Below are 12,246 nucleotides of genomic sequence, written 5' to 3'. Positions count from 1 at the left end.
ACTCACACGGCACGACATCACCGAGATCGTATGACTGGAATTAGCGCCCGGAACAGCGCTATTGGCACCTCATTGACGCGTGCACGTCGACATAGTGACTTCACAGCGGACTCAAAGCAGCCGAATCGGGACAGTTGCCCACGGAGGCCGCACTTTCCGTGTGACACATGTCATCTGCGCCTCGCCGCCCGCCCCGTAACGTGTCCCCCACACACCTGGAAAGCGAGGCAAGCACCGATGCCCGAGCAGAGCCCGCTCGACCTGGCCGAGGGCGACCCCTTCGGCCCGCACAACCTTCCGTACGGCGTCTTCACCACCGCCGACGAGCCCGACCGGCGCCGTCTCGGAGTCAGGATCGGCGGGCACGTGCTCGACGCGGGGGCCGCGGCACACGCACTCGGCTCGCCGTACGCCGCGCTGCTGGCGCAGCCGAGCCTGAACCCGCTGCTCGCCGCCGGCCGCACCGCCTGGCGCGACGTCCGCAGGGCGCTCACCGGCTGGCTGACCGTGCCCGCGCACCGGCCCGTCGTCGAGCCCCTGCTGCACCCGCTGGACGCGGTCACGCTGCACCTGCCGTACGAGGTCGCCGACTACGTCGACTTCTACGCGAGCGAGCACCACGCCACCAACGTCGGGCACATCTTCCGCCCCGACGGCGAGCCGCTCACCCCGAACTGGAAGCATCTGCCGATCGGCTACCACGGGCGCGCCGGCACCGTCGTGGTCTCCGGCACCGACGTCGTCCGCCCGGCCGGTCAGCGCAAGGCGCCCACGGACCCGGCGCCGGTCTTCGGTCCCTCCGTGAAGCTGGACATCGAGGCCGAGGTCGGCTTCCTCGTCGGCACCCCCTCCGCCCTCGGCAGCCCCGTCCCGCTCCGCGACTTCCGCGAGCACGTCTTCGGTCTGACGCTGCTCAACGACTGGTCGGCCCGGGACATCCAGGCCTGGGAGTACGTGCCGCTCGGCCCCTTCCTCGGCAAGTCGTTCCAGACCTCCGTCTCCGCCTGGGTCACCCCCCTGGAGGCCCTGGACGCCGCCCGGGTCGCGCCGCCCGCGCGGGACTTCCCGCTGCTGCCGTACCTGGACGACTCCGGGGAGGAGGAGCCCGGCGGCTTCGACCTGCGGATCACCGTGACGATCAACGGCGAGGTCGTGGCCGAGCCGCCGTTCTCCACCATGTACTGGACGGCCGCCCAGCAGCTCGCCCACATGACGGTCAACGGCGCCTCCCTGCGCACCGGCGACCTCTACGGCTCCGGCACGGTCTCCGGGCCCGAGGTCGGCCAGCGCGGCTCGCTGCTCGAACTGACCTGGAACGGCCGCGACGCCCTCGAACTGGGCGACGGCAAGCGCACGTTCCTGGAGGACGGCGACGAGGTCACGCTGACCGCCTGGGCCCCGGGCCCGGACGGCACCCGGGTCGCGCTCGGCGAGGTCACCGGCCGGATCGCGCCGAACGCGGGCTGAGCGAGGTTCCCCGCCGCCTCAGACGGCCCGCCACAGCGCGGGCACGTTCGGCGGCTCCCAGCCGGGCTGGGCGGTGTGCGCCTGGAGGCACGCATAGCCCCGCCCGGCGTAGGTGACCGCGTCCCCCGCGCGGTACGCGACCCCCACGGCCCAGGTGCCCCCGGGGGTGGGGGACGGGGTGGGCGTCGGGCCCGGGCCCTGCGGTACGTCGAGGACGAAGTCGAACGCGGCCTGCCTGGCCCCGCCCGCGTCGCGCACGTTCATCAGCAGCCGCGCGTCGAAGAGCGAGTCGGTGGAGTTGCGGGGCTCGCCCGGGAAGTACAGCTGCGTGGTGAGGACCGGCCGGCCCGGTGCCTGCACCTTGACGTGGAGGTGCCGGGTCCGGCCCGGGTAGAGGCCGGGCACGATCGTGCTGAGCGTGAAGGCACCGTCCGCGCCGGTGAACTGGTGGCCGCGCAGCCGGAATCCGACGCTGTCGTAGGCGCCGTTGGTGTCGGCCTGCCAGAAGTCGAGCAGGGCGCCGGCGACCGGCAGACAGGCCCGCCCGAAGACATAGCCGCTGACGGTGAGGCGCACACCGGGCAGGCCCTGCTCCGTCAGGACCGTGCGCAGGGGCGAGTTCGGCTTGAAGTACGGGCCCTCCATCTGGGCCGGGGTGGGGTCGTCGCCGTCGTCGCACTCCGGGGTGAGCTCGGGCGCGACCGTGCCGTCGGTGAGGGTTCGGGCGAGGGCGGGGACGCCCATCAGCACGGCGGGGACGGCCATGCCGGCCGCCAGCGCCGCGCGCAGCACGGCCTTGCGGGTGACGTGCCCGGTACTGGTCTCGCTGTCCATGTCTGCTCCTCCTGTGGGGGGGTGAGCGATCGACCATGAACCTAGGCCGGGCCGGGGTCCGCTTCGATGGACGCAGCGCGGCGGTCGTGGTGCTTTCGGAAGGCGCCGGGGCTCATCCCGGTCTCCCGGCGGAAGAAGCGGCTGAAGTAGGCGGGGTCGTCGAAACCCGTCCTGGCAGCGACCTGACGGACCGACAAGTCGGTGCGCGCGAGCAGGCGTTGGGCTTCCTGGGTGCGGGCCTCGCGTAACAGCCCGGCCGGGGTGCGGCCGAGTGCGGCCCGTACGGCCTCGGTGAGATAGCCGGGGGTGACCCCGAGCCGCTCCGCGCACTCGCGTACGGACCTGGGTCCTTCCGCTCCGGTACGGGCGGCCAGCCGGGCGAACTCCTCGGCGACGGCCGCGTGCCGCCCGGGTGCCGGACCCCCGGGTGCCGGCCGTGCGGGCCGGCCGGCCGCCCGGGCGCCGAGGCGGGCCGTACGGACCAGCAGGACGTGCAGCAGCGAGCGGAGCACGGTGGCGAAGCCGGCGTCCCCCTGGCCGTACTCCTCGGCGAGTTCGCCCATCAGCCGGGCGGTGCGGGCGTGCGCGGCCGGGTCGAGGCGGAGCCAGGGGCGTTCGCCGAGGCGGCGCAGGAGTTCCCGGTCGCCGGGGTGGTCGAGCAGGAACTCGGGGGTGAACAGGACGACGGAGCCGTCGAGATCGCGGGCGTCCTCCCAGTGGTGGAGCTGCCCGGGCAGGATCAGGCCCAGGTGCGGCGGGCGCAGTTCCCATCGGTCCAGGTCGACGACATGGGTGCCGGTGCCCCGGGTGACGTGGACGATCTCGTAGAAGGTGTGGCGGTGCGGGAAGGCGGCCCGGGAGAGCGGGCCGATGGTGTCGAAGCTGCCGACGGCGAACGGCACGTCGTCGGGCAGGCGCACCTCCAGGCGGTGCACGGGCGGTTCGCCGCGCCTCGGGACGGTGCGGGGGGTGTCGGGCGACGCGGTGGTCCCGCGCATCGTGCGGCCTCCCTCGATTGGTCGAGACCATTCCGGGTCACCCACGATGACACGGTGTCCCCCAATGGGTCACCCCGCGTGCGCCACCCCGCCCCCGCGGGTCACGCTGCTGCCATCCCCCCACGCACAAGGAGCACCGCATGACCGCAGGATCACGCCGGCCCCGCCCGCTCATAGCCGGGGTCGGCGTCGCCGCCCTCGCCTCGGCGCTGCTGGCGACGAGCCCGGCCCGGGCGGACGACGCGTCCGTGAAGCTCGACCTGTCCAAGGCGTACAAGGCGACGGCGAAGTACGCCTACGAGCCCTTCGCGATCAGGGACGGCTTCCTGCGCACCGACGTGTGCGTGGCCGACCCGGGCATGGGCGGCATGGGCTACCACTACGTCAAACCCCAGAACGTCGGCTCGACCGATCCGGCCCGGCCCGCCGTCGTGATCTACGCGACCGGCAAGGACGGCAAGCGGCACCTCGTCGCCGTCGAGTGGGTGGTCCCCAACACCGGGCAGCCCGTGCCGAGGATGTTCGACCGGAACTTCGACGGCCCCTTCGCCAACCCGGTCCTGGGAAACATCTACGACCGGCACGTCTGGCTGTACAAGAAGAACCCGGCCGGCCTCTTCGCCCGCTACAACCCGGACGTGAAGTGCCCGTAGCGCGACGGGAAAGCCGAGGGGCCCGGCCGCCCGTGACAGGCGACCGGGCCCCTCGCCCGCGTACGGCGGCTAGCGCACGAACACGCTCGCCTGGTTCGCCAGGTCCAGGAAGTACTGCGGGGCGAAGCCCAGGACCAGCGTGACCACCACACCCGCGGTGATCGCCACGGAGGTGAGGCCCGAGGGCACGGCGACCGTGGGGCCGTCCGCCTTCGGCTCGCTGAAGAACATCAGCACGATCACCCGGATGTAGAAGAACGCGGCGACCGCCGACGAGATCACACCGACCACGACCAGCGCGCCCGCGCCGCCGTCGGCCGCCGCCTTGAAGACGGCGAACTTCCCGGAGAACCCGGAGGTCAGCGGGATGCCGGCGAAGGCCAGCAGGAAGACCGCGAAGACCGCCGCGACCAGCGGCGAACGGCGGCCCAAACCGGCCCACTTGGACAGGTGGGTGGCCTCGCCGCCCGCGTCCCGCACCAGCGTGACCACGGCGAAGGCGCCGATCGTCACGAAGGAGTAGGCGCCCAGGTAGAACAGCACCGACGAGACGCCGCTGGGCGTGGCCGCGATGACACCGGCCAGGATGAACCCGGCGTGGGCGATCGAGGAGTACGCGAGCAGCCGCTTGATGTCGGTCTGGGTGATGGCGACGATCGCACCGCCCAGCATGGTGACGATGGCGACGGCCCACATGACCGGCCGCCAGTCCCAGGTGAGGCCCGGCAGCACCACGTACAGCAGGCGGAGCATCGCGCCGAACGCGGCGACCTTCGTCGCGGCGGCCATGAAGCCGGTGACGGGGGTCGGGGCGCCCTGGTAGACGTCCGGGGTCCACATGTGGAACGGGACGGCGCCGACCTTGAAGAGCAGGCCCATCAGGACCATGGCGAAGCCGATGAGCAGCAGCACGTCGTTGCCCATGGTGTCGGCGAGCGCCGGGTCGATGGCGGCGACGTCGCCGTCGACGACGTCGGCGATGGCGGCGTACGAGACGGAGCCCGCGTAGCCGTAGAGCAGGGCGATCCCGAAGAGCAGGAACGCCGAGGAGAAGGCGCCGAGCAGGAAGTACTTCACCGCGGCCTCCTGCGAGAGGAGGCGCTTGCGGCGGGCGACGGCGCAGAGCAGGTAGAGCGGGAGGGAGAAGACCTCCAGCGCCACGAAGAGGGTCAGCAGGTCGTTGGCGGCGGGGAAGACCAGCATGCCGGCGACCGCGAACAGGGCGAGCGGGAAGACCTCGGTGGTGGTGAAGCCGGCCTTGACGGCCGCCCGCTCCTGCTCGCTGCCGGGGACCGCGGCGGCCTCGGCGGCGAAGGAGTCGACCCGGTGGCCGTGGTCGGCCGGGTCGAGCCTGCGCTCGGCGAAGGTGAGCACCGCGACGACCGAGGCGAGCAGGATCGTGCCCTGGAGGAACAGCGCGGGCCCGTCGACGGCGATGGCGCCCATGGCGGCGAGGTGCGCCTTGGTGGAGCCGTAGCCGCCGGCGGCGAGGCCGACGACCGCGGCGAAGGCGCCCACGAGCGCCAGGACGCTGAGGAACACCTGGGTGTAGTGGCGGCCCCGGCGCGGCACGAAGGCCTCGACGAGGACGCTGACGATCGCCGCGCCGACCACGATGAGCACGGGCGAGAGCTGGGTGTACTCGATGTGGGGCGCCGGGATCTTCTCGATCGGATCGGCGGCCGTCGTCCACAGGGTGTGGACAGCGGGTGCGACGGCGTACGGGCTCACTTGGCCGCCTCCACTTCGGGGCTCGGGTCCTTCTGCTGGACGTCGGACATGGTGTGCTGCACCGCGGGGTTGACGACGTCCGTCAGCGGCTTCGGGAAGACCCCGAGGAAGATCAGCACCGCGATCAGCGGGACGACCACGGCGATTTCACGGGCCCGCAGGTCCGGCAGCTCGCGCACCTCCTCCTTCACCGGGCCCGTCATCGTCCGCTGGTAGAGGACGAGGACGTACAGCGCGGCGAGGACGATGCCGGTGGTGGCGATGATCCCGGCCACCGGGTAGCGCGAGAAGGTGCCGACGAGGACCAGGAACTCGCTGACGAACGGGGCGAGTCCGGGCAGCGACAGGGTGGCGAGACCGCCGATGAGGAAGGTCCCGGCGAGCACCGGGGCGACCTTCTGCACCCCGCCGTAGTCGGCGATGAGCCGCGAGCCGCGGCGGGAGATCAGGAAGCCCGCGACCAGCATCAGCGCGGCCGTCGAGATGCCGTGGTTGACCATGTAGAGCGTGGCGCCGGACTGGCCCTGGCTGGTCATCGCGAAGATGCCCATGATGATGAAGCCGAAGTGCGAGATCGACGCGTAGGCGACCAGGCGCTTGATGTCCCGCTGGCCGACGGCGAGCAGTGCCCCGTAGACGATGCTGATCAGGGCGAGCGCGACGATCACCGGCGTGGCCCACTTCGAGGCGTCGGGGAAGAGCCCGAGGCAGAAGCGGAGCATCGCGAAGGTGCCGACCTTGTCGACGACGGCGGTGATGAGGACGGCGACCGGGGCGGTGGCCTCCCCCATCGCGTTCGGCAGCCAGGTGTGCAGCGGCCACAGCGGCGCCTTCACCGCGAAGGCGAAGAAGAAGCCGAGGAACAGCCACCGCTCGGTGCCGGTCGCCATCTCCAGGGAGCCGTTGGCCCGCGCCTCGGCGATCTCCGTCAGGGAGAAGTTTCCGGCGACGACGTAGAGGCCGATGACCGCGGCCAGCATGATCAGGCCGCCGACCAGGTTGTAGAGCAGGAACTTGACCGCCGCGTAGGAGCGCTGGGCGGCCGCGTTCTCGTCGGAGCCGGAGTGGGCGCGGTCGCCGAAGCCGCCGATGAGGAAGTACATCGGGATGAGCATGGCTTCGAACAGGATGTAGAAGAGGAAGACGTCGGTGGCCTCGAAGGAGAGGATCACCATCGCCTCGACCATGAGGATCAGGGCGAAGAAGCCCTGGGTGGGCCGCCACCGCTTGGAGGAGGTCTCCAGGGGGTCGGCGTCGTGCCAGCCGGCGAGGACGATGAAGGGGATGAGCAGCGCGGTGAGCGCGATCAGCGCCACCCCGATGCCGTCCACGCCGAGCTCGTAGCGGACCCCGAAGTCCTTGATCCAGGAGTGGGACTCGGTGAGCTGGTAGCGGTCGCCGCCGGGCTCGAAGCGGGCGAAGACGACCGCCGCGAGCACCAGGGTGGCGAGCGAGACCAGCAGCGCGAGCCACTTGGCCGCGGTGCGCCGGGCCGCGGGGACGGCGGCGGTGAGGATCGCACCGACCGCCGGCACCGCTGCCGTCGCCGTAAGGAGCGGGAAGGACATGGCAGTTACACCGCCCTCATCAGCAGGGTCACGGCGATGAGCACCGCCGTGCCTCCGAACATGGAGACCGCGTACGACCGGGCGTAGCCGTTCTGGAGCTTGCGCAGGCGGCCGGAGAGGCCGCCGACCGAGGCCGCGGTGCCGTTGACCACCCCGTCGACGAGGCTGTGGTCGACGTAGACCAGGGAGCGGGTGAGGTGCGTGCCGCCCCGGACGAAGACGACGTGGTTGAAGTCGTCCTGGAGGAGGTCGCGGCGGGCGGCCCGGGTGAGCAGCGAGCCGCGCGGGGCGACGACCGGGACCGGCCGGCGTCCGTACTGGAGGTAGGCGAGGCCGACGCCGAGGAGCATCACGGCGACGGTGGCGGTGGTGATCGCCGCGGCGCTGAGCGGGGAGTGCCCGTGCTCGAAGCCGGTGACGGGCTCCAGCCACTCGGTGAAGCCGGCGTACTCGAAGAGGGCACCGGCTCCGACCGAGCCGACCGCGAGCAGGATCATCGGGACCGTCATGGACTTGGGCGACTCGTGCGGGTGCGGCAGCCGCCCCTCGGCGTGCTCGGCGGCCGGCTCGGCGCTGGGCGCCGTGTCGGCGTCCGGCGCGGGCTGCCAGCGCTTCTCGCCGAAGAAGGTCATGATCATCACGCGGGTCATGTAGTACGCGGTGATGGCCGCGCCCAGCAGGGTGACCGCGCCGAGGATCCAGCCCTCGGTGCCGCCCTTGGCGAAGGCCGCCTCGATGATCTTGTCCTTGGAGAAGAAGCCGGACAGGCCGGGGAAGCCGATGATCGCGAGGTAGCCGAGGCCGAAGGTGACGAAGGTGACCGGCATGTACTTCCGCAGGCCGCCGTAGTGGCGCATGTCCACCTCGTCGTTCATGCCGTGCATGACCGAACCGGCACCGAGGAAGAGCCCGGCCTTGAAGAAGCCGTGGGTCACCAGGTGCATGATCGCGAAGACATAGCCGATGGGGCCGAGGCCGGCCGCCAGGATCATGTAGCCGATCTGCGACATCGTCGAGCCGGCCAGCGCCTTCTTGATGTCGTCCTTCGCGCAACCGACGATCGCACCGAAGAGGAGCGTGACGGCGCCGACGACGGTGACCACGAGCTGGGCGTCGGGGGCGGCGTTGAAGATGTCGGCGGAGCGGACGATCAGATAGACGCCGGCGGTGACCATGGTGGCGGCGTGGATGAGGGCCGAGACCGGGGTCGGGCCCTCCATCGCGTCCCCGAGCCAGGACTGCAGCGGCACCTGGGCCGACTTGCCGCAGGCGGCGAGGAGCAGCATCAGGCCGATCGCCGTCAGCTTGCCCTCGGACGTCTCACCGGTGGCCGCGAGGACCGGCCCGAAGGCGAAGGTGCCGAAGGTGGTGAACATCAGCATGATCGCGATCGACAGGCCCATGTCGCCGACCCGGTTGACCAGGAAGGCCTTCTTGGCGGCGGTGGCCGCGCTGGGCTTGTGCTGCCAGAAGCCGATCAGGAGGTACGAGGCGAGGCCGACGCCCTCCCAGCCGAAGTAGAGCAGCAGGTAGTTGTCGGCGAGGACCAGCAGCAGCATCGCCGCGACGAACAGGTTGAGGTAGCCGAAGAAGCGGCGGCGCCGCTCGTCGTGCTCCATGTACCCGACCGAGTACAGGTGGATGAGCGTGCCGACCCCGGTGATGAGGAGCACGAAGGTCATCGACAGCTGGTCGAGCTGGAAGGCGATGTCCGCCTGGAAGCCCTCGACCGGGATCCAGGTGAACAGGCGCTGGTGCAGCGCCCGGTCGTCGGCGCTGCGGGAGAGCATGTCGGCGAAGAGCGCCAGGCCGATGCCGAAGGAGACGGCCGCGAGCAGGGTGCCGAGCCAGTGCCCGGCCTTGTCGAGCCGCTTCCCGCCGCACAGCAGGAGGGCGGCTCCGAGCAGGGGCGCCGCGATGAGCAGCGCAATGAGGTTGTCCACGGTCAGCCCCTCACAGCTTCATCAGGCTGGCGTCGTCGACCGAGGCCGAGTGGCGGGCACGGAAGACGGACACGATGATCGCGAGTCCGACGACGACCTCGGCGGCGGCCACGACCATCGTGAAGAAGGCGATGATCTGGCCGTCGAGGTTGCCGTGCATACGGGAGAAGGTGACGAACGCGAGGTTGCAGGCGTTGAGCATCAGCTCGACGCACATGAAGAGCACGATCGCGTTGCGCCGGATCAGCACACCCACCGCACCGATGGTGAACAACAGCGCTGACAGATACAGGTAGTTGACGGGATTCACCGCGAAGCCTCCTCTGCGTCCCGGCCCAGCCGCTCCTGGGAGCGCTGTTCGAGGGCCTTGAGGTCGGCGAGCGCCTCGCCGGACACGTCCCGGATCTGGCCCCGCTTGCGCAGCGTCGAGATGACGCTGAGCTCGGCCGGGGTGCCGTCGGGCAGCAGGCCCGCGATGTCCACCGCGTTGTGCCGGGCGTAGACGCCGGGGGCGGGCAGCGGCGGGAGGTGCTTGCCCTCGCGCACACGCTGCTCGGCCAGCTCGCGCTGGGTGCGGGCGCGCTCGGTGCGCTCCCGGTGGGTGAGGACCATCGCGCCGACGGCGGCGGTGATGAGCAGCGCGCCGGTGATCTCGAAGGCGAAGACGTACTTGGTGAAGATGAGGGCTGCCAGGCCCTCGACGTTTCCGCCGGAGGCCGTGTTGGCCGTGCCCAGGCCGTTGAACTCGGTCAGCGAGGCGTGGCCGATGCCGGCGAACAGCAGGACGCCGAAACCGAGTCCGCACAGGGCGGCCCACCAGCGCTGCCCCTTGACGGTCTCCTTCAGCGAGTCCGCCGCGGTGACACCGACGAGCATGACCACGAAGAGGAAGAGCATCATGATCGCGCCGGTGTAGACGATGATCTGCACGATGCCCAGGAAGTAGGCGCCGTTGGCGAGGTAGAACACCGCCAGGATGATCATCGTGCCGGCGAGGCTGAGCGCGGAGTGCACGGCCCGCTTCATGAGGATCGTCGACAGGGCGCCGACGACGGCGACGGTGCCCAGCACCCAGAACTGGACGGCCTCACCCGTGGACGTCGCGTAGGAGGCGAGGTTGGCACTCATGCGTCCGCCCCCTCCGGCTCGCCCTTCTCCCCCTTGGACACGGCGACCTGCCGGACGGTGCCGGGCGCGGCCTCGGTGACCAGGCCCCGGTAGTAGTCCTGCTCGTCCATGCCCGGGAAGATCGCGTGCGGGGTGTCGACCATGGTCTCCTCCAGGCCCGCGAGGAGCTGCTCCTTGGTGTAGATCAGGTTCTCCCGGGAGGAGTCCGCCAGTTCGAACTCGTTGGTCATCGTCAGCGCGCGCGTGGGGCACGCCTCGATGCACAGCCCGCACAGGATGCAGCGGGCGTAGTTGATCTGGTAGACGCGGCCGTAGCGCTCGCCCGGGGAGTAGCGCTCCTCGTCGGTGTTGTCGGCGCCCTCCACGTAGATGGCGTCGGCCGGGCAGGCCCAGGCGCACAGCTCGCAGCCGACGCACTTCTCCAGACCGTCGGGGTGACGGTTGAGCTGGTGCCGCCCGTGGAAGCGGGGCGCCGTCGTCTTCTGCTGCTCCGGGTACTGCTCGGTCAGCCGCTTCTTGAACATGGCCTTGAAGGTCACGCCGAAGCCGGCCACCGGATTCTGGAAATCAGACACCGTCCGTCTCCCTTCCGTCACTCTCGGTAGCAGTATCGGGGCCACCACTGACAATCAGCTCCCGCTCCCCGCGGGGCCGGCGCCGCGGTACCGGCGGCAGGGACTGGCCGGGCCTGGGCGGTACGGGGAAGCCGCCGGCCATCGGGTCGAACGGCGCCTCGGGGGCGGCCTTCGCCTCGGCCGCCCTCCCCTTCTTGTCGCGGAAGACGTCGGCGACGAAGGAGAGCAGCAGCACTCCGAGGACGGCTCCGGCGACGTACAGCACGATGGTCTGGAAGTCGTAGTTCTCGTTGCGCAGCGCCCGGACGGTGGCGACCAGCATCAGCCAGACCACCGAGACCGGGATGAGCACCTTCCAGCCGAGCTTCATCAGCTGGTCGTAGCGGACGCGGGGCAGCGTGCCGCGCAGCCAGATGAAGAAGAAGAGCAGCAGCTGCACCTTGAGGACGAACCAGAGCATCGGCCACCAGCCGTGGTTCGCCCCCTCCCAGAAGCCCGAGACGGGCCAGGGGGCGCGCCAGCCACCCAGGAACAGGGTCACGGACACGGCCGAGACGGTCACCATGTTCACGTACTCGGCGAGCATGAAGAGCGCGAACTTGATGGACGAGTACTCGGTGTTGAAGCCGCCGACCAGGTCGCCCTCGGACTCCGGCATGTCGAAGGGGGCGCGGTTGGTCTCGCCCACCATGGTGACGATGTAGATGATGAAGGAGACCGGCAGCAGCACGATGTACCAGCGGTCGGCCTGCGCCTCCACGATCTTCGAGGTCGACATCGACCCGGAGTAGAGGAAGACGGAGGCGAACGCGGCGCCCATGGAGATCTCGTACGAGATCATCTGCGCGGCCGAGCGCAGTCCGCCGAGCAGCGGGTAGGTCGAGCCGGAGGACCAGCCGGCGAGGACGATGCCGTAGATGCCGACGGACGCGACCGCGAGGACGTACAGCATCGCGATCGGCAGGTCGGTCAGCTGCATCGTGGTGCGCTGGCCGAAGATCGACACCTCGTTGCCGGCCGGACCGAACGGGATCACGGCGATGGCCATGAAGGCCGGGATGGCGGCGATGATCGGAGCGAGGACGTAGACGACCTTGTCGGCCCGCTTGACGATCACGTCCTCTTTCAGCATCAGCTTCACGCCGTCGGCGAGCGACTGGAGCATGCCCCAGGGGCCGTGCCGGTTGGGCCCGATGCGCAGCTGCATCCAGGCGACGACCTTGCGCTCCCACACGATGGAGAAGAGCACGGTCACCATCAGGAACGCGAAGCAGAAGACCGCCTTGAGCGCGACGAGCCACCAGGGGTCCGTGCCGAACAGGGACAGGTCTTCGGCGGCGAGGTTCATG

General features: G+C 70.5%; 11 protein-coding genes. 2 read left to right on the top strand and 9 right to left on the bottom strand.

Annotated elements, in window-relative coordinates:
* The first annotated feature begins 237 nt into the window (after nucleotides 1-237).
* A complete protein-coding gene (gene fahA, locus ACH414_RS15850) occupies nucleotides 238-1,467 on the top strand; it encodes a fumarylacetoacetase (RefSeq protein ID WP_382532691.1) in 1,230 nt (409 codons plus the stop codon).
* 18 nt (nucleotides 1,468-1,485) lie between these two features.
* Here fahA and ACH414_RS15845 read toward each other — a convergent pair whose 3' ends face one another.
* On the bottom strand, nucleotides 1,486-2,301 hold the full coding sequence (locus ACH414_RS15845; RefSeq protein WP_382532693.1) for a carbohydrate-binding protein: 816 nt from the start codon (nucleotides 2,299-2,301) through the stop codon (nucleotides 1,486-1,488).
* A gap of 41 nt (nucleotides 2,302-2,342) precedes the next feature.
* The gene (locus ACH414_RS15840; RefSeq protein ID WP_398942139.1) at nucleotides 2,343-3,299 is read right to left on the bottom strand and encodes an AraC family transcriptional regulator; all 957 of its coding nucleotides are present in this window, start codon (nucleotides 3,297-3,299) and stop codon (nucleotides 2,343-2,345) included.
* Nucleotides 3,300-3,439: 140 nt separating this feature from the next.
* On the opposite strand from ACH414_RS15840, the gene ACH414_RS15835 reads away from it, so the two are divergent.
* A complete protein-coding gene (locus tag ACH414_RS15835) occupies nucleotides 3,440-3,952 on the top strand; it encodes a hypothetical protein (RefSeq protein ID WP_382532697.1) in 513 nt (170 codons plus the stop codon).
* Nucleotides 3,953-4,021: 69 nt separating this feature from the next.
* On the opposite strand, the gene nuoN is transcribed toward ACH414_RS15835, so the two are convergent.
* The 7 genes from nuoN to nuoH are packed head-to-tail and all read right to left on the bottom strand — an operon-like array spanning nucleotide 4,022 to nucleotide 12,245.
* Nucleotides 4,022-5,683: an NADH-quinone oxidoreductase subunit NuoN gene (nuoN, locus tag ACH414_RS15830; RefSeq protein ID WP_382532699.1), complete on the bottom strand. Its 1,662-nt coding sequence runs from the start codon at nucleotides 5,681-5,683 to the stop codon at nucleotides 4,022-4,024.
* A complete protein-coding gene (locus ACH414_RS15825) occupies nucleotides 5,680-7,251 on the bottom strand; it encodes an NADH-quinone oxidoreductase subunit M (RefSeq protein ID WP_386565344.1) in 1,572 nt (523 codons plus the stop codon). The genes nuoN and ACH414_RS15825 overlap by 4 nt, the downstream gene beginning before the upstream one ends.
* Before the next feature lie 5 nt (nucleotides 7,252-7,256).
* Entirely contained in the window at nucleotides 7,257-9,194 is a 1,938-nt protein-coding gene (nuoL, locus tag ACH414_RS15820) for an NADH-quinone oxidoreductase subunit L (RefSeq protein ID WP_382532703.1), read from the bottom strand.
* Nucleotides 9,195-9,204: 10 nt separating this feature from the next.
* The gene (gene nuoK, locus ACH414_RS15815) at nucleotides 9,205-9,504 is read right to left on the bottom strand and encodes an NADH-quinone oxidoreductase subunit NuoK (protein ID WP_046908839.1); all 300 of its coding nucleotides are present in this window, start codon (nucleotides 9,502-9,504) and stop codon (nucleotides 9,205-9,207) included.
* Entirely contained in the window at nucleotides 9,501-10,322 is an 822-nt protein-coding gene (locus ACH414_RS15810; RefSeq protein ID WP_398942138.1) for an NADH-quinone oxidoreductase subunit J, read from the bottom strand. Before ACH414_RS15810 ends, nuoK begins: the two co-directional genes overlap by 4 nt.
* Nucleotides 10,319-10,897 (bottom strand): NADH-quinone oxidoreductase subunit NuoI, encoded by a 579-nt coding sequence (nuoI, locus tag ACH414_RS15805; protein ID WP_382532707.1) that lies wholly within the window; start codon nucleotides 10,895-10,897, stop codon nucleotides 10,319-10,321. The genes ACH414_RS15810 and nuoI overlap by 4 nt, the downstream gene beginning before the upstream one ends.
* On the bottom strand, nucleotides 10,890-12,245 hold the full coding sequence (gene nuoH / locus ACH414_RS15800) for an NADH-quinone oxidoreductase subunit NuoH (RefSeq protein ID WP_382533328.1): 1,356 nt from the start codon (nucleotides 12,243-12,245) through the stop codon (nucleotides 10,890-10,892). The genes nuoI and nuoH overlap by 8 nt, the downstream gene beginning before the upstream one ends.
* Between the last annotated feature and the right edge of the window lies 1 nt (nucleotide 12,246).

Origin of the sequence: Streptomyces sp. NPDC020422, assembly GCF_044386705.1 — a bacterium.
In the GTDB taxonomy this organism is placed as follows: Bacteria; Actinomycetota; Actinomycetes; order Streptomycetales; family Streptomycetaceae; genus Streptomyces.
Note: the sequence above shows the minus strand (reverse complement) of the source record. Positions and strands in the feature narration are given on the sequence as shown.